This is a genomic window from Bacillus sp. GM2 (genome assembly GCF_056155945.1).
This window is the reverse complement of the sequence record NZ_JBRKSZ010000008.1, coordinates 848334-866583: the sequence shown is the minus strand read 5'-3', so window position 1 is coordinate 866583 and position 18250 is coordinate 848334. Positions and strand designations below refer to the sequence as shown.

Here is an 18250-nt window from a genome sequence, read left to right as displayed (position 1 = left end):
TTCGTTGCCGCAAAACGGCGGCGAAAGAAAAAAAGAACTTAAAAAAAGTTCTTGACTTAATATCCGATATTGGATATAATATAAAAGTCGCTTTAATAATGATCTTTGAAAACTAAACAAGACAAAACGTACCTGTTAATTCATTAAATAAATCGCACATTTATTGTGCGTAGTCATTATCAAACTTCATGGAGAGTTTGATCCTGGCTCAGGACGAACGCTGGCGGCGTGCCTAATACATGCAAGTCGAGCGGACCGACGGGAGCTTGCTCCCTTAGGTCAGCGGCGGACGGGTGAGTAACACGTGGGTAACCTGCCTGTAAGACTGGGATAACTCCGGGAAACCGGGGCTAATACCGGATGCTTGATTGAACCGCATGGTTCAATTATAAAAGGTGGCTTTTAGCTACCACTTACAGATGGACCCGCGGCGCATTAGCTAGTTGGTGAGGTAACGGCTCACCAAGGCAACGATGCGTAGCCGACCTGAGAGGGTGATCGGCCACACTGGGACTGAGACACGGCCCAGACTCCTACGGGAGGCAGCAGTAGGGAATCTTCCGCAATGGACGAAAGTCTGACGGAGCAACGCCGCGTGAGTGATGAAGGTTTTCGGATCGTAAAACTCTGTTGTTAGGGAAGAACAAGTACCGTTCGAATAGGGCGGTACCTTGACGGTACCTAACCAGAAAGCCACGGCTAACTACGTGCCAGCAGCCGCGGTAATACGTAGGTGGCAAGCGTTGTCCGGAATTATTGGGCGTAAAGCGCGCGCAGGCGGTTTCTTAAGTCTGATGTGAAAGCCCCCGGCTCAACCGGGGAGGGTCATTGGAAACTGGGGAACTTGAGTGCAGAAGAGGAGAGTGGAATTCCACGTGTAGCGGTGAAATGCGTAGAGATGTGGAGGAACACCAGTGGCGAAGGCGACTCTCTGGTCTGTAACTGACGCTGAGGCGCGAAAGCGTGGGGAGCGAACAGGATTAGATACCCTGGTAGTCCACGCCGTAAACGATGAGTGCTAAGTGTTAGAGGGTTTCCGCCCTTTAGTGCTGCAGCAAACGCATTAAGCACTCCGCCTGGGGAGTACGGTCGCAAGACTGAAACTCAAAGGAATTGACGGGGGCCCGCACAAGCGGTGGAGCATGTGGTTTAATTCGAAGCAACGCGAAGAACCTTACCAGGTCTTGACATCCTCTGACAACCCTAGAGATAGGGCTTCCCCTTCGGGGGCAGAGTGACAGGTGGTGCATGGTTGTCGTCAGCTCGTGTCGTGAGATGTTGGGTTAAGTCCCGCAACGAGCGCAACCCTTGATCTTAGTTGCCAGCATTCAGTTGGGCACTCTAAGGTGACTGCCGGTGACAAACCGGAGGAAGGTGGGGATGACGTCAAATCATCATGCCCCTTATGACCTGGGCTACACACGTGCTACAATGGGCAGAACAAAGGGCAGCGAAGCCGCGAGGCTAAGCCAATCCCACAAATCTGTTCTCAGTTCGGATCGCAGTCTGCAACTCGACTGCGTGAAGCTGGAATCGCTAGTAATCGCGGATCAGCATGCCGCGGTGAATACGTTCCCGGGCCTTGTACACACCGCCCGTCACACCACGAGAGTTTGTAACACCCGAAGTCGGTGAGGTAACCTTTTGGAGCCAGCCGCCGAAGGTGGGACAGATGATTGGGGTGAAGTCGTAACAAGGTAGCCGTATCGGAAGGTGCGGCTGGATCACCTCCTTTCTAAGGATATTATACGGAATATAAGACCTTGCGGTCTTATAGACAGGTGCGTTTAGATCTTGTTTAGTTTTGAAGGATCATTCCTTCAAAACGTGTTCTTTGAAAACTAGATAACGAAAGTAGACATTCACATTCAATTGTAATGCAAGATATCACGTAGTGATTCTTTTTAACGGTTAAGTTAGAAAGGGCGCACGGTGGATGCCTTGGCACTAGGAGCCGATGAAGGACGGGACGAACACCGATATGCTTCGGGGAGCTGTAAGCAAGCTTTGATCCGGAGATTTCCGAATGGGGAAACCCACTGCTCGTAATGGAGCAGTATCCATATCTGAATTCATAGGATATGAGAAGGCAGACCCGGGGAACTGAAACATCTAAGTACCCGGAGGAAGAGAAAGCAAATGCGATTCCCTGAGTAGCGGCGAGCGAAACGGGATTAGCCCAAACCAAGAGGCTTGCCTCTTGGGGTTGTAGGACACTCTGTACGGAGTTACAAAAGAACGAGGTAGATGAAGAGGTCTGGAAAGGCCCGCCATAGGAGGTAACAGCCCTGTAGTCAAAACTTCGTTCTCTCCTGAGTGGATCCTGAGTACGGCGGAACACGTGAAATTCCGTCGGAATCCGGGAGGACCATCTCCCAAGGCTAAATACTCCCTAGTGACCGATAGTGAACCAGTACCGTGAGGGAAAGGTGAAAAGCACCCCGGAAGGGGAGTGAAAGAGATCCTGAAACCGTGTGCCTACAAGTAGTCAGAGCCCGTTAACGGGTGATGGCGTGCCTTTTGTAGAATGAACCGGCGAGTTACGATCCCGTGCAAGGTTAAGTTTGAAAAGACGGAGCCGCAGCGAAAGCGAGTCTGAATAGGGCGCATGAGTACGTGGTCGTAGACCCGAAACCAGGTGATCTACCCATGTCCAGGGTGAAGTTCAGGTAACACTGAATGGAGGCCCGAACCCACGCACGTTGAAAAGTGCGGGGATGAGGTGTGGGTAGGGGTGAAATGCCAATCGAACCTGGAGATAGCTGGTTCTCTCCGAAATAGCTTTAGGGCTAGCCTCAAGGTAAGAGTCTTGGAGGTAGAGCACTGATTGGACTAGGGGCCCCTACCGGGTTACCGAATTCAGTCAAACTCCGAATGCCAAAGACTTATCCTTGGGAGTCAGACTGCGAGTGATAAGATCCGTAGTCGAAAGGGAAACAGCCCAGACCGCCAGCTAAGGTCCCAAAGTATACGTTAAGTGGAAAAGGATGTGGAGTTGCTTAGACAACCAGGATGTTGGCTTAGAAGCAGCCACCATTTAAAGAGTGCGTAATAGCTCACTGGTCGAGTGACTCTGCGCCGAAAATGTACCGGGGCTAAACGTATCACCGAAGCTGCGGACTGTTCTTACGAACAGTGGTAGGAGAGCGTTCTAAGGGCTGTGAAGCGAGACCGGAAGGACTCGTGGAGCGCTTAGAAGTGAGAATGCCGGTATGAGTAGCGAAAGAGGGGTGAGAATCCCCTCCACCGAATGCCTAAGGTTTCCTGAGGAAGGCTCGTCCGCTCAGGGTTAGTCGGGACCTAAGCCGAGGCCGAAAGGCGTAGGCGATGGACAACAGGTTGATATTCCTGTACCACCTCCTCACCATTTGAGCAATGGGGGGACGCAGGAGGATAGGGTAAGCGCGGTATTGGATATCCGCGTCCAAGCAGTTAGGCTGGGAAATAGGCAAATCCGTTTCCCATAAGGCTGAGCTGTGATGGCGAGCGAAATATAGTAGCGAAGTTCCTGATTCCACACTGCCAAGAAAAGCCTCTAGCGAGGTGAGAGGTGCCCGTACCGCAAACCGACACAGGTAGGCGAGGAGAGAATCCTAAGGTGTTCGAGAGAACTCTCGTTAAGGAACTCGGCAAAATGACCCCGTAACTTCGGGAGAAGGGGTGCTCTGTTAGGGTGCAAGCCCGAGAGAGCCGCAGTGAATAGGCCCAGGCGACTGTTTAGCAAAAACACAGGTCTCTGCGAAGCCGTAAGGCGAAGTATAGGGGCTGACGCCTGCCCGGTGCTGGAAGGTTAAGAGGAGCGCTTAGCGTAAGCGAAGGTGCGAATTGAAGCCCCAGTAAACGGCGGCCGTAACTATAACGGTCCTAAGGTAGCGAAATTCCTTGTCGGGTAAGTTCCGACCCGCACGAAAGGCGCAACGATCTGGGCACTGTCTCAACGAGAGACTCGGTGAAATTATAGTACCTGTGAAGATGCAGGTTACCCGCGACAGGACGGAAAGACCCCGTGGAGCTTTACTGCAGCCTGATATTGAATGTTGGTACAGCTTGTACAGGATAGGTAGGAGCCTTGGAAACCGGAGCGCCAGCTTCGGTGGAGGCATCGGTGGGATACTACCCTGGCTGTATTGACCTTCTAACCCGCTGCCCTTATCGGGCAGGGAGACAGTGTCAGGTGGGCAGTTTGACTGGGGCGGTCGCCTCCTAAAAGGTAACGGAGGCGCCCAAAGGTTCCCTCAGAATGGTTGGAAATCATTCGCAGAGTGTAAAGGCACAAGGGAGCTTGACTGCGAGACCTACAAGTCGAGCAGGGACGAAAGTCGGGCTTAGTGATCCGGTGGTTCCGCATGGAAGGGCCATCGCTCAACGGATAAAAGCTACCCCGGGGATAACAGGCTTATCTCCCCCAAGAGTCCACATCGACGGGGAGGTTTGGCACCTCGATGTCGGCTCATCGCATCCTGGGGCTGTAGTCGGTCCCAAGGGTTGGGCTGTTCGCCCATTAAAGCGGTACGCGAGCTGGGTTCAGAACGTCGTGAGACAGTTCGGTCCCTATCCGTCGCGGGCGCAGGAAATTTGAGAGGAGCTGTCCTTAGTACGAGAGGACCGGGATGGACGCACCGCTGGTGTACCAGTTGTTCTGCCAAGGGCATCGCTGGGTAGCTATGTGCGGACGGGATAAGTGCTGAAAGCATCTAAGCATGAAGCCCCCCTCAAGATGAGATTTCCCATTCCGCAAGGAAGTAAGATCCCTGAAAGATGATCAGGTTGATAGGTCTGAGGTGGAAGTGTGGCGACACATGGAGCTGACAGATACTAATCGATCGAGGACTTAACCTAAATACTTTTGTGAATCGTCTGACCGTTATCTAGTTTTGAGAGAACACCTCTCAGAAAGCCAAAGGCAAGGAAACTCGGCTAAAAGCCCTCACATCCTGTGAGGAACGCCCAGTACCTTCGTCCTGAAGGCAAATAGTTTGGTGGCGATAGCGAAGAGGTCACACCCGTTCCCATGCCGAACACGGAAGTTAAGCTCTTCAGCGCCGATGGTAGTTGGGGGCTTCCCCCTGTGAGAGTAGGACGCCGCCAAGCTGTTGCACGCAAGTGCAAACGGAGGATTAGCTCAGCTGGGAGAGCATCTGCCTTACAAGCAGAGGGTCGGCGGTTCGATCCCGTCATCCTCCACCATTATAATATTTTGTTGATTAAGCCGGTGTAGCTCAATTGGTAGAGCAACTGACTTGTAATCAGTAGGTTGGGGGTTCAAGTCCTCTTGCCGGCACCACTTTTTTATGATATAATATATAAGTCTCTTTTAAAGAGCCATTAGCTCAGTTGGTAGAGCATCTGACTTTTAATCAGAGGGTCGAAGGTTCGAGTCCTTCATGGCTCACCATTTTATGCGGGTGTGGCGGAATTGGCAGACGCGCTAGACTTAGGATCTAGTGTCTTTACGGCGTGGGGGTTCGAGTCCCTTCACCCGCATTATAAAAAAGATTTGCGGAAGTAGTTCAGTGGTAGAACACCACCTTGCCAAGGTGGGGGTCGCGGGTTCGAATCCCGTCTTCCGCTCCAACCATCCACGCCGGGGTGGTGGAATTGGCAGACACACAGGACTTAAAATCCTGCGGTAGGTGACTACCGTGCCGGTTCAAGTCCGGCCCTCGGCATTGACATATGCGCCCGTAGCTCAATTGGATAGAGCGTTTGACTACGGATCAAAAGGTTAGGGGTTCGACTCCTCTCGGGCGCGCCATTATGTATAACGGGAAGTAGCTCAGCTTGGTAGAGCACATGGTTTGGGACCATGGGGTCGCAGGTTCGAATCCTGTCTTCCCGACCATTCTTTGGGGCCTTAGCTCAGCTGGGAGAGCGCCTGCTTTGCACGCAGGAGGTCAGCGGTTCGATCCCGCTAGGCTCCACCATTTATTTTTTAAAAAGCACTTGACTATTTATCCCGAAAGAGATATAATAATAGAGTTGCTTTAATAATGATCTTTGAAAACTAAACAAGACAAAACGTACCTGTTAATTCATTAAATAAATCGCACACATGTTGTGCGTAGTCATTATCAAACTTCATGGAGAGTTTGATCCTGGCTCAGGACGAACGCTGGCGGCGTGCCTAATACATGCAAGTCGAGCGGACCGACGGGAGCTTGCTCCCTTAGGTCAGCGGCGGACGGGTGAGTAACACGTGGGTAACCTGCCTGTAAGACTGGGATAACTCCGGGAAACCGGGGCTAATACCGGATGCTTGATTGAACCGCATGGTTCAATTATAAAAGGTGGCTTTTAGCTACCACTTACAGATGGACCCGCGGCGCATTAGCTAGTTGGTGAGGTAACGGCTCACCAAGGCGACGATGCGTAGCCGACCTGAGAGGGTGATCGGCCACACTGGGACTGAGACACGGCCCAGACTCCTACGGGAGGCAGCAGTAGGGAATCTTCCGCAATGGACGAAAGTCTGACGGAGCAACGCCGCGTGAGTGATGAAGGTTTTCGGATCGTAAAACTCTGTTGTTAGGGAAGAACAAGTACCGTTCGAATAGGGCGGTACCTTGACGGTACCTAACCAGAAAGCCACGGCTAACTACGTGCCAGCAGCCGCGGTAATACGTAGGTGGCAAGCGTTGTCCGGAATTATTGGGCGTAAAGCGCGCGCAGGCGGTTTCTTAAGTCTGATGTGAAAGCCCCCGGCTCAACCGGGGAGGGTCATTGGAAACTGGGGAACTTGAGTGCAGAAGAGGAGAGTGGAATTCCACGTGTAGCGGTGAAATGCGTAGAGATGTGGAGGAACACCAGTGGCGAAGGCGACTCTCTGGTCTGTAACTGACGCTGAGGCGCGAAAGCGTGGGGAGCGAACAGGATTAGATACCCTGGTAGTCCACGCCGTAAACGATGAGTGCTAAGTGTTAGAGGGTTTCCGCCCTTTAGTGCTGCAGCAAACGCATTAAGCACTCCGCCTGGGGAGTACGGTCGCAAGACTGAAACTCAAAGGAATTGACGGGGGCCCGCACAAGCGGTGGAGCATGTGGTTTAATTCGAAGCAACGCGAAGAACCTTACCAGGTCTTGACATCCTCTGACAACCCTAGAGATAGGGCTTCCCCTTCGGGGGCAGAGTGACAGGTGGTGCATGGTTGTCGTCAGCTCGTGTCGTGAGATGTTGGGTTAAGTCCCGCAACGAGCGCAACCCTTGATCTTAGTTGCCAGCATTCAGTTGGGCACTCTAAGGTGACTGCCGGTGACAAACCGGAGGAAGGTGGGGATGACGTCAAATCATCATGCCCCTTATGACCTGGGCTACACACGTGCTACAATGGGCAGAACAAAGGGCAGCGAAGCCGCGAGGCTAAGCCAATCCCACAAATCTGTTCTCAGTTCGGATCGCAGTCTGCAACTCGACTGCGTGAAGCTGGAATCGCTAGTAATCGCGGATCAGCATGCCGCGGTGAATACGTTCCCGGGCCTTGTACACACCGCCCGTCACACCACGAGAGTTTGTAACACCCGAAGTCGGTGAGGTAACCTTTTGGAGCCAGCCGCCGAAGGTGGGACAGATGATTGGGGTGAAGTCGTAACAAGGTAGCCGTATCGGAAGGTGCGGCTGGATCACCTCCTTTCTAAGGATATTATACGGAATATAAGACCTTGCGGTCTTATAGACAGGTGCGTTTAGATCTTGTTTAGTTTTGAAGGATCATTCCTTCAAAGCGTGTTCTTTGAAAACTAGATAACGAAAGTAGACATTCACATTCAATTGTAATGCAAGATATCACGTAGTGATTCTTTTTAACGGTTAAGTTAGAAAGGGCGCACGGTGGATGCCTTGGCACTAGGAGCCGATGAAGGACGGGACGAACACCGATATGCTTCGGGGAGCTGTAAGCAAGCTTTGATCCGGAGATTTCCGAATGGGGAAACCCACTGCTCGTAATGGAGCAGTATCCATATCTGAATTCATAGGATATGAGAAGGCAGACCCGGGGAACTGAAACATCTAAGTACCCGGAGGAAGAGAAAGCAAATGCGATTCCCTGAGTAGCGGCGAGCGAAACGGGATTAGCCCAAACCAAGAGGCTTGCCTCTTGGGGTTGTAGGACACTCTGTACGGAGTTACAAAAGAACGAGGTAGATGAAGAGGTCTGGAAAGGCCCGCCATAGGAGGTAACAGCCCTGTAGTCAAAACTTCGTTCTCTCCTGAGTGGATCCTGAGTACGGCGGAACACGTGAAATTCCGTCGGAATCCGGGAGGACCATCTCCCAAGGCTAAATACTCCCTAGTGACCGATAGTGAACCAGTACCGTGAGGGAAAGGTGAAAAGCACCCCGGAAGGGGAGTGAAAGAGATCCTGAAACCGTGTGCCTACAAGTAGTCAGAGCCCGTTAACGGGTGATGGCGTGCCTTTTGTAGAATGAACCGGCGAGTTACGATCCCGTGCAAGGTTAAGTTTGAAAAGACGGAGCCGCAGCGAAAGCGAGTCTGAATAGGGCGCATGAGTACGTGGTCGTAGACCCGAAACCAGGTGATCTACCCATGTCCAGGGTGAAGTTCAGGTAACACTGAATGGAGGCCCGAACCCACGCACGTTGAAAAGTGCGGGGATGAGGTGTGGGTAGGGGTGAAATGCCAATCGAACCTGGAGATAGCTGGTTCTCTCCGAAATAGCTTTAGGGCTAGCCTCAAGGTAAGAGTCTTGGAGGTAGAGCACTGATTGGACTAGGGGCCCCTACCGGGTTACCGAATTCAGTCAAACTCCGAATGCCAAAGACTTATCCTTGGGAGTCAGACTGCGAGTGATAAGATCCGTAGTCGAAAGGGAAACAGCCCAGACCGCCAGCTAAGGTCCCAAAGTATACGTTAAGTGGAAAAGGATGTGGAGTTGCTTAGACAACCAGGATGTTGGCTTAGAAGCAGCCACCATTTAAAGAGTGCGTAATAGCTCACTGGTCGAGTGACTCTGCGCCGAAAATGTACCGGGGCTAAACGTATCACCGAAGCTGCGGACTGTTCTTACGAACAGTGGTAGGAGAGCGTTCTAAGGGCTGTGAAGCGAGACCGGAAGGACTCGTGGAGCGCTTAGAAGTGAGAATGCCGGTATGAGTAGCGAAAGAGGGGTGAGAATCCCCTCCACCGAATGCCTAAGGTTTCCTGAGGAAGGCTCGTCCGCTCAGGGTTAGTCGGGACCTAAGCCGAGGCCGAAAGGCGTAGGCGATGGACAACAGGTTGATATTCCTGTACCACCTCCTCACCATTTGAGCAATGGGGGGACGCAGGAGGATAGGGTAAGCGCGGTATTGGATATCCGCGTCCAAGCAGTTAGGCTGGGAAATAGGCAAATCCGTTTCCCATAAGGCTGAGCTGTGATGGCGAGCGAAATATAGTAGCGAAGTTCCTGATTCCACACTGCCAAGAAAAGCCTCTAGCGAGGTGAGAGGTGCCCGTACCGCAAACCGACACAGGTAGGCGAGGAGAGAATCCTAAGGTGTTCGAGAGAACTCTCGTTAAGGAACTCGGCAAAATGACCCCGTAACTTCGGGAGAAGGGGTGCTCTGTTAGGGTGCAAGCCCGAGAGAGCCGCAGTGAATAGGCCCAGGCGACTGTTTAGCAAAAACACAGGTCTCTGCGAAGCCGTAAGGCGAAGTATAGGGGCTGACGCCTGCCCGGTGCTGGAAGGTTAAGAGGAGCGCTTAGCGTAAGCGAAGGTGCGAATTGAAGCCCCAGTAAACGGCGGCCGTAACTATAACGGTCCTAAGGTAGCGAAATTCCTTGTCGGGTAAGTTCCGACCCGCACGAAAGGCGCAACGATCTGGGCACTGTCTCAACGAGAGACTCGGTGAAATTATAGTACCTGTGAAGATGCAGGTTACCCGCGACAGGACGGAAAGACCCCGTGGAGCTTTACTGCAGCCTGATATTGAATGTTGGTACAGCTTGTACAGGATAGGTAGGAGCCTTGGAAACCGGAGCGCCAGCTTCGGTGGAGGCATCGGTGGGATACTACCCTGGCTGTATTGACCTTCTAACCCGCTGCCCTTATCGGGCAGGGAGACAGTGTCAGGTGGGCAGTTTGACTGGGGCGGTCGCCTCCTAAAAGGTAACGGAGGCGCCCAAAGGTTCCCTCAGAATGGTTGGAAATCATTCGCAGAGTGTAAAGGCACAAGGGAGCTTGACTGCGAGACCTACAAGTCGAGCAGGGACGAAAGTCGGGCTTAGTGATCCGGTGGTTCCGCATGGAAGGGCCATCGCTCAACGGATAAAAGCTACCCCGGGGATAACAGGCTTATCTCCCCCAAGAGTCCACATCGACGGGGAGGTTTGGCACCTCGATGTCGGCTCATCGCATCCTGGGGCTGTAGTCGGTCCCAAGGGTTGGGCTGTTCGCCCATTAAAGCGGTACGCGAGCTGGGTTCAGAACGTCGTGAGACAGTTCGGTCCCTATCCGTCGCGGGCGCAGGAAATTTGAGAGGAGCTGTCCTTAGTACGAGAGGACCGGGATGGACGCACCGCTGGTGTACCAGTTGTTCTGCCAAGGGCATCGCTGGGTAGCTATGTGCGGACGGGATAAGTGCTGAAAGCATCTAAGCATGAAGCCCCCCTCAAGATGAGATTTCCCATTCCGCAAGGAAGTAAGATCCCTGAAAGATGATCAGGTTGATAGGTCTGAGGTGGAAGTGTGGCGACACATGGAGCTGACAGATACTAATCGATCGAGGACTTAACCTAAATACTTTTGTGAATCGTCTGACCGTTATCTAGTTTTGAGAGAACACCTCTCAAATTAGTTTGGTGGCGATAGCGAAGAGGTCACACCCGTTCCCATGCCGAACACGGAAGTTAAGCTCTTCAGCGCCGATGGTAGTTGGGGGCTTCCCCCTGTGAGAGTAGGACGCCGCCAAGCACTTAAAAAGACCAGCTTATATAAGCTGGTCTTTTTTCTTGTTCCCTAAGGTTTTATGATAGCCAAAAGTGGAAATAATAAAGGACGAAGAGCAATTAGTTGAAAAAAAAACGAAAACCACTTATAGTAAAGTTAAAGTCAAATATAGTCAAAGTCAAGTGAAGGAGGGGGCTGAGTGGGGAAAAATATTTCTGACATAATCGAACAGTATTTGAAACAAATATTAGAACAGAACGGGAAAGAAATATTAGAGATTAAACGGAGCGAAATAGCCGATAAATTTCAGTGTGTTCCTTCTCAGATCAATTACGTGATCAATACGCGTTTTACGAGTGAGCGCGGATACATCGTCGAAAGCAAAAGAGGCGGCGGCGGTTATATCCGAATTATTAAAATTAAAATGAACGATAAAATTGATTTGATTGACAACATTATGAATCAAATCTATACAAGGCTCTCCCAGGCTGCTTCGGACGATATCATTTTAAGGCTGTTAGAAAATGGTGTCATTACAAAAAGTGAAGCAAAATTGATGGTCAGTGTCATGGATCGTTCTGTATTATATATTGATTTGCCTGAACGAGACGAATTAAGAGCAAGAATGATGAAAGCCATGCTTACGTCACTTAAATTTAAGTAAAGCGGGTGAGAAGCGTGATATGTCAAGAGTGTAAAGAAAGACCAGCAACTTTTCACTTTACGAAAGTCATTAATGGCGAAAAAAAAGAAATGCATATCTGTGAACAATGTGCGAAAGAAAACAGTGAGTCATATTCTATGAATGAAAGCGGCGGATTTTCCATCCATAATTTGTTATCCGGGCTGCTGAATTTTGACTCCTCTTTTAATAACAGCAGCGAGGCTCAGCTTTTTCAACAGCCGGACCAGGTTCTGAGATGCAAAAAATGCAATATGACGTTCCCGGAATTTCGAAAAACAGGCCGATTTGGATGTTCGGAATGTTATAAAACCTTCCATTCCTATATCACTCCGGTTTTAAGGAAAGTTCACAGCGGGAACACGGTCCATGCCGGTAAAATACCAAAGCGGATCGGCGGTAACCTGCATGTAAGAAGACAAATTGAAGCATTGAAAAAAGAGCTGAAAGAATTAATTCAGCAGGAGGAATTTGAAAAAGCAGCCAACATTAGAGACCAGATCAGGTCGCTTGAACAAAACCTGAATGCAAACAAGGAGGAGGAGGACTGATGTCACTGCAGCATTTTATTCAGAATGCTTTAAGCAATTGGATGCGGCAGGAAGGCCCTGAAAGTGACATCGTGCTTAGCAGCCGGATCCGTCTTGCTCGCAATTTGGATAACGTTCGTTTTCCAACGCTTTTTTCAAATGAAGAGGCTTCAGCGATTATTACATTGTTTGAAGAACAATTCACAGGCTATGAAGTGCCCGGTATCGGGAAATTTGAGCTTGTGAAAATGGAACAGGTGCAGCCATTGGAAAAAAGGGTTCTTGTAGAAAAACATCTGATCAGTCCGCATTTGACGGAAGCTTCCTTTGGCGCATGCCTTCTTTCTGAAAATGAAGAAGTGAGTATTATGCTGAATGAGGAAGATCATATTCGAATTCAATGTCTGTTCCCGGGATTTCAGCTTTCAGAAGCATTGAAAGCAGCAAATCAGGTGGACGATTGGATTGAAGAACGGATTGACTATGCTTTTTCAGAACAAAGAGGCTACTTGACCAGCTGTCCTACAAATGTCGGAACCGGGCTTAGAGCTTCTGTCATGATGCACCTTCCTGCTTTAGTGTTAACTAGGCAAATAAACAGAATTATTCCGGCAATTAATCAATTGGGCCTTGTTGTTAGAGGAATTTACGGTGAAGGCAGCGAAGCATTAGGGAATATCTTTCAAATTTCCAACCAAATTACCCTCGGTAAATCGGAACACGACATTGTCGAAGATCTGAACAGCGTCGTTGCTCAGTTGATCGAACAAGAGCGTTCAGCAAGAAAGGCGCTTTATCAGACTTCGCAAATCGAGCTTGAAGACCGCGTCTACAGATCTTACGGCGTACTGTCCAATTGCCGGATGATCGAATCGAAAGAAACAGCAAGATGTCTTTCAGACGTTCGTCTTGGAATTGACCTGGGGATAATAAAAGGTCTTTCCAGCAATATACTTAATGAGTTGATGATCCTCACGCAGCCTGGATTTCTCCAGCAATATTCAGGAGGAGTCTTAAGACCAAACGAGAGGGACATCAGGCGGGCTGCTCTTATCAGGGAGCGTCTGAAATTAGAAAACAACGGCAATAGACAGGAGGATGAAACGATATGATGTTTGGAAGATTCACCGAAAGAGCACAAAAAGTATTGGCGCTTGCTCAAGAAGAAGCTCTGCGTCTGGGCCATAATAACATTGGAACAGAACATATTCTCCTCGGCCTTGTCCGCGAGGGAGAAGGGATTGCTGCAAAGGCGCTGCAGGCATTAGGACTCAGCCCTGACAAGATTCAAAAAGAAGTTGAAAGCCTCATCGGCCGAGGGCAAGAGATGTCACAATCGATCCCTTACACACCGAGAGCCAAAAAAGTGACTGAACTGGCGATGGATGAAGCAAGAAAGCTTGGTCACTCTTACGTTGGAACTGAACACATCCTCCTCGGCTTGATCCGAGAAGGGGAAGGTGTTGCGGCAAGGGTGCTGAATAATTTAGGCGTCAGCTTAAACAAAGCGAGACAGCAAGTATTGCAGCTGTTGGGCAGCAATGAGAGCGGTGGCGCTGCTTCAGGCGCCAATAGCAATGCCAACACACCAACCTTAGACAGTCTTGCCAGGGATCTCACGGCGATTGCAAAAGAAGACAGCCTTGACCCCGTAATCGGCAGAAGCAAAGAAATTCAGCGCGTAATTGAAGTGCTGAGCCGCAGAACGAAAAACAACCCTGTGTTAATCGGGGAGCCCGGTGTCGGTAAGACAGCAATTGCCGAAGGCCTGGCTCAGCAGATCATCAATAACGAAGTACCGGAGATTCTCCGCGATAAGCGAGTTATGACGCTTGATATGGGAACGGTTGTAGCCGGTACGAAATACCGCGGTGAATTTGAAGACCGCCTGAAAAAAGTGATGGACGAAATTCGTCAAGCGGGAAATATCATCCTCTTTATCGATGAGCTGCATACTCTCATCGGAGCCGGGGGAGCGGAAGGCGCCATCGATGCCTCCAATATCCTTAAACCGTCGCTGGCGCGCGGAGAGCTGCAATGCATCGGGGCGACAACCCTTGATGAATACCGCAAATACATTGAAAAAGATGCTGCACTAGAACGGCGTTTTCAGCCGATTCAGGTTGACCAGCCGTCTCCTGAAGAAAGCATTCAAATATTGAAAGGGCTCAGAGACCGCTATGAAGCCCATCACCGCGTATCGATTACGGATGAAGCGATCGAAGCGGCAGTAAAGCTGTCAGACCGCTACATTTCGGACCGTTTTCTGCCTGACAAGGCGATCGACTTAATCGATGAAGCCGGCTCAAAGGTTAGACTGCGTTCATTCACAACGCCTCCTAACTTAAAAGAGCTTGAACAAAAGCTTGATGAGGTAAGGAAAGAAAAAGATGCCGCTGTTCAAAGCCAGGAATTCGAAAAAGCAGCGTCTTTACGTGATACGGAGCAGCGCTTGCGTGAACAGGTCGAAGAAACCAAGAAAACCTGGAAAGAAAAGCAAGGTCAAGAAAATTCCGAAGTGACCGTCGACGATATTGCAATGGTTGTATCAAGCTGGACCGGAGTGCCGGTTTCCAAAATTGCGCAGACCGAAACAGACAAATTGCTGAACATGGAGAGCATTCTTCATTCCCGCGTTATCGGCCAGGATGAGGCTGTCGTTGCAGTTGCAAAAGCAGTCAGACGCGCGCGTGCCGGCTTAAAAGATCCAAAACGTCCTATCGGTTCGTTTATTTTCCTTGGCCCAACAGGCGTAGGGAAAACGGAGCTTGCCCGTGCACTTGCCGAGTCCATTTTCGGCGATGAAGAAGCAATGATTCGCATCGATATGTCCGAGTACATGGAAAAACATTCAACATCAAGACTCGTCGGTTCACCTCCTGGATATGTCGGCTATGATGAAGGCGGACAGCTCACTGAAAAAGTGAGAAGAAAACCGTATTCCGTCGTCTTGCTTGATGAAATCGAGAAAGCTCACCCAGATGTCTTCAATATTTTGCTGCAGGTGCTTGAAGACGGCCGTCTGACTGATTCAAAAGGGCGCACGGTTGACTTTAGGAATACGATTTTGATCATGACATCAAACGTCGGTGCGAGCGAACTGAGAAGAAATAAATACGTCGGGTTTAATGTGCAGGATGAAACCCAGAATTATAAAGATATGAAAGACAAAGTCATGGGTGAACTAAAACGCGCCTTTAGACCTGAATTTATCAACCGGATTGATGAGATCATCGTCTTCCACTCTTTGGAGAAAAAACATTTGAAAGATATTGTATCCCTCATGTCAGACCAATTGACCAAGCGTCTGAAAGAACAGGATCTTTCAATTGAGCTGACTGAAGCGGCTAAAGAAAAAATCGCCGATGAAGGCGTGGATCTCGAATACGGAGCGCGCCCTCTCAGAAGAGCAATCCAAAAACACGTGGAAGACCGGCTGTCAGAAGAGCTCCTAAAAGGCCATATTCAAAAAGGCCAGCATATTGTTTTGGATGTAGAAGACGGAGAATTTGTCGTAAAAACCGAAGCTAAAACGAACTAATATAGAGACAAAAGAAAGAGGCATACGATGTTCATCAGTATGCCTCACTTTCTTATAAAGGGAGCGTTTTGAAAAATCAATGGCTAAAACAAAGACTAAATTCATTTGTCACTCATGCGGCTACGAATCCGCCAAGTGGATGGGGAAATGCCCCGGATGCGGTGCATGGAATACCATGGTGGAAGAAACGATAAAAAAACCCGCCGCCAACAGAAGAACCGCTTTTTCACATTCCGTTCAAACAGTGCAAAAGCCTTCACCTCTCACTTCAATTGAAACAACAGAAGAGCCGCGAATTAAAACGAAACTTGGCGAATTCAACCGCGTCTTGGGAAACGGCATCGTCAAAGGGTCACTTGTTTTAATCGGAGGCGACCCCGGCATCGGGAAATCAACCTTGCTGCTTCAAGTATCTGCCCAGCTCGCTGATTCAAAAGAAAATGTCCTGTACATCTCAGGCGAAGAATCGGTCAAGCAGACAAAGCTGAGAGCAGACCGTCTAGGTATCAACAGTCCCACTCTTCACGTTTTATCTGAAACCGATATGGAGTATATTACGTCTTCTATAGAAGAGATGAACCCATCATTCGTAGTGGTTGATTCGATTCAAACCGTTTACCAAAGTGATATCACATCCGCTCCGGGCAGCGTCTCCCAGGTCAGGGAATGCACCGCTGAGCTGATGAGAATTGCAAAAACGAAAGGGATTCCAATATTTATCGTCGGGCATGTCACAAAAGAAGGTTCGATTGCCGGACCGAGACTTCTGGAACATATGGTCGACACCGTCCTTTACTTTGAAGGTGAGCGGCATCATACATTTCGGATTTTAAGAGCCGTCAAAAACCGGTTTGGATCAACGAATGAAATGGGAATCTTTGAAATGAGGGAAGAGGGCCTGACAGAGGTGCTGAATCCGTCAGAAATCTTTCTCGAAGAGCGCTCGGCGGGAGCGGCCGGATCGAGTGTCGTGGCCTCAATGGAAGGCACGAGGCCAGTCTTAGTAGAGATTCAGGCGCTGATTTCCCCCACGAGCTTTGGGAATCCGCGCCGGATGGCAACCGGGATTGATCATAACCGCGTCTCATTGCTAATGGCAGTTTTAGAAAAAAGGGTTGGACTGCTGCTGCAAAATCAAGACGCCTATTTAAAAGTCGCCGGAGGCGTCAAGCTGGACGAGCCAGCGATTGACCTCGCCGTTGCAGTGAGCATCGCCTCAAGCTTCAGAGACACCCCGCCTCATCCGACGGATTGTTTTATCGGAGAAGTCGGATTGACAGGGGAGGTCCGCAGAGTATCAAGGATAGAACAGAGGGTGCAGGAAGCGGCGAAGCTTGGTTTTAAAAGAATGATTATTCCTTCTGCAAATGTAGAAGGATGGACAAAGCCGAAAGGAATCGAAGTCGTCGGCGTTGAAAATGTAGCTGAGGCCCTTCGAGCTTCATTAGGAGGATCATAATATATGGACAAAGACAAAAAAGGAGCGAAACAGGATCTTTCAGAAATATTGCAGTTTGTCGCCCCCGGTACACCTCTTCGCGAGGGAATCGAAAACGTCCTTCGCGCCAAAACAGGCGGATTAATCGTAGTCGGCTTCAATGATAAAGTGAAAGAAGTGGTTGACGGAGGGTTCCACATTAATTCTTCTTTCTCTCCGGCTCATCTGTATGAGCTGGCTAAAATGGACGGGGCGATTATTCTCAGCGATTCAGGACAGAAAATTCTATATGCCAATACACAGCTCATGCCTGAGGCGACGATTCCCTCCTCTGAGACGGGCATGAGACACAGAACAGCCGAGCGTGTGGCCAAGCAGACCGGCTGTCTGATCATCGCGATTTCTGAAAGACGGAATGTGATTACGCTCTATCAGGAAAATATGAAATATATACTCAAAGATATCGGCTTTATCTTAACAAAAGCCAATCAGGCGATTCAGACGCTCGAAAAATACAAACTCATTTTGGACCATGCGATTTCCAATTTGAACGCGCTGGAATTTGAAGAGCTTGTTACATTTGGGGATGTCATCTCCGTTCTGCATCGATATGAAATGGTGCTCAGAATCAAAAACGAAATTAATATGTATATTAAAGAGCTTGGAACAGAAGGCCATCTCATCAGACTCCAGGTTAGCGAACTGATCACCGATATGGAGCAGGAAGCGGCGCTGTTCGTCAAAGATTATGTGAAAGAAAAAATCAAAGACCCGTTTGTTCTGCTGAAACAGCTTCAGGATATGTCGAGTTTCGAATTGCTGGATGATGCGATTCTCCTTAAGCTTTTAGGCTATTCAGCAACTACGAACATGGAAGAATACGTTTTTCCGAGAGGCTACAGGCTTCTCCACAAAATTCCCCGCCTCCCGATGCCGATCGTCGAAAATGTTGTCGAAGCATTCGGCCATTTAAAGCTCATTATCGAAGCGGATGTAAAAGATTTGGATGAAGTGGAAGGAATTGGGGCTGTTCGTGCCCAAAAGATAAAGAAAGGGTTAAAGAGACTTCAGGAGAAACATTATACTGACAGGCAGCTGTGAGAAAATTTTCTAGAAGTGATTAAAATTTGCAATTTATGGGTATATTATTCTTACTTTTTGTTTTCCCTTTTTCACG

At 49.5% G+C, this 18250-nt stretch carries 6 protein-coding genes, 9 tRNA genes and 6 rRNA genes; all 21 read left to right on the top strand.

What is annotated here, in order from left to right:
- Nucleotides 1-185: 185 nt before the first annotated feature.
- Nucleotides 186-1735 (top strand): 16S ribosomal RNA (locus tag ACVC9U_RS19080).
- Between the two features lie 174 nt (nt 1736-1909).
- Nucleotides 1910-4839 (top strand): 23S ribosomal RNA (locus ACVC9U_RS19075).
- 136 nt (nt 4840-4975) lie between these two features.
- A 5S ribosomal RNA gene (gene rrf / locus ACVC9U_RS19070) occupies nt 4976-5091 on the top strand.
- A gap of 20 nt (nt 5092-5111) precedes the next feature.
- A tRNA-Val gene (locus ACVC9U_RS19065) sits at nt 5112-5187 on the top strand.
- Between the two features lie 21 nt (nt 5188-5208).
- A tRNA-Thr gene (locus ACVC9U_RS19060) sits at nt 5209-5284 on the top strand.
- A gap of 35 nt (nt 5285-5319) precedes the next feature.
- Nucleotides 5320-5395: transfer RNA gene (locus ACVC9U_RS19055), tRNA-Lys, on the top strand.
- A 6-nt stretch (nt 5396-5401) separates the two neighbouring features.
- Nucleotides 5402-5484, top strand: a tRNA-Leu gene (locus tag ACVC9U_RS19050).
- Between the two features lie 15 nt (nt 5485-5499).
- Nucleotides 5500-5574: transfer RNA gene (locus tag ACVC9U_RS19045), tRNA-Gly, on the top strand.
- 9 nt (nt 5575-5583) lie between these two features.
- Nucleotides 5584-5669 (top strand) — tRNA-Leu (locus tag ACVC9U_RS19040).
- A 9-nt stretch (nt 5670-5678) separates the two neighbouring features.
- Nucleotides 5679-5755, top strand: a tRNA-Arg gene (locus tag ACVC9U_RS19035).
- 10 nt (nt 5756-5765) lie between these two features.
- A tRNA-Pro gene (locus ACVC9U_RS19030) sits at nt 5766-5842 on the top strand.
- A 6-nt stretch (nt 5843-5848) separates the two neighbouring features.
- Nucleotides 5849-5924, top strand: a tRNA-Ala gene (locus ACVC9U_RS19025).
- 153 nt (nt 5925-6077) lie between these two features.
- Nucleotides 6078-7627, top strand: a 16S ribosomal RNA gene (locus ACVC9U_RS19020).
- A gap of 174 nt (nt 7628-7801) precedes the next feature.
- Nucleotides 7802-10731: ribosomal RNA gene (locus ACVC9U_RS19015) — 23S ribosomal RNA — on the top strand.
- Nucleotides 10732-10790: 59 nt separating this feature from the next.
- A 5S ribosomal RNA gene (gene rrf / locus ACVC9U_RS19010) occupies nt 10791-10906 on the top strand.
- The 16S, 23S and 5S rRNA genes sit together here with 9 tRNA genes alongside, the layout of an rRNA operon.
- A 175-nt stretch (nt 10907-11081) precedes the next feature.
- Nucleotides 11082-11546 (top strand): CtsR family transcriptional regulator, encoded by a 465-nt coding sequence (locus ACVC9U_RS19005; protein WP_075752574.1) that lies wholly within the window; start codon nt 11082-11084, stop codon nt 11544-11546.
- Between the two features lie 14 nt (nt 11547-11560).
- Complete coding sequence (locus ACVC9U_RS19000; RefSeq protein WP_075752572.1) at nt 11561-12115, top strand: UvrB/UvrC motif-containing protein; 555 nt, start codon at nt 11561-11563, stop codon at nt 12113-12115.
- Nucleotides 12115-13206, top strand: coding sequence for a protein arginine kinase (locus tag ACVC9U_RS18995; protein WP_075752570.1), 1092 nt, complete (start codon nt 12115-12117; stop codon nt 13204-13206). The genes ACVC9U_RS19000 and ACVC9U_RS18995 overlap by 1 nt, the downstream gene beginning before the upstream one ends.
- Nucleotides 13203-15635, top strand: coding sequence for an ATP-dependent protease ATP-binding subunit ClpC (gene clpC / locus ACVC9U_RS18990; protein ID WP_441391388.1), 2433 nt, complete (start codon nt 13203-13205; stop codon nt 15633-15635). The genes ACVC9U_RS18995 and clpC overlap by 4 nt, the downstream gene beginning before the upstream one ends.
- Before the next feature lie 79 nt (nt 15636-15714).
- Nucleotides 15715-17094, top strand: coding sequence for a DNA repair protein RadA (radA, locus tag ACVC9U_RS18985; RefSeq protein WP_003178276.1), 1380 nt, complete (start codon nt 15715-15717; stop codon nt 17092-17094).
- A 3-nt stretch (nt 17095-17097) separates the two neighbouring features.
- Entirely contained in the window at nt 17098-18174 is a 1077-nt protein-coding gene (gene disA / locus ACVC9U_RS18980; RefSeq protein WP_003178277.1) for a DNA integrity scanning diadenylate cyclase DisA, read from the top strand.
- The last annotated feature ends 76 nt before the right edge of the window (nt 18175-18250 follow it).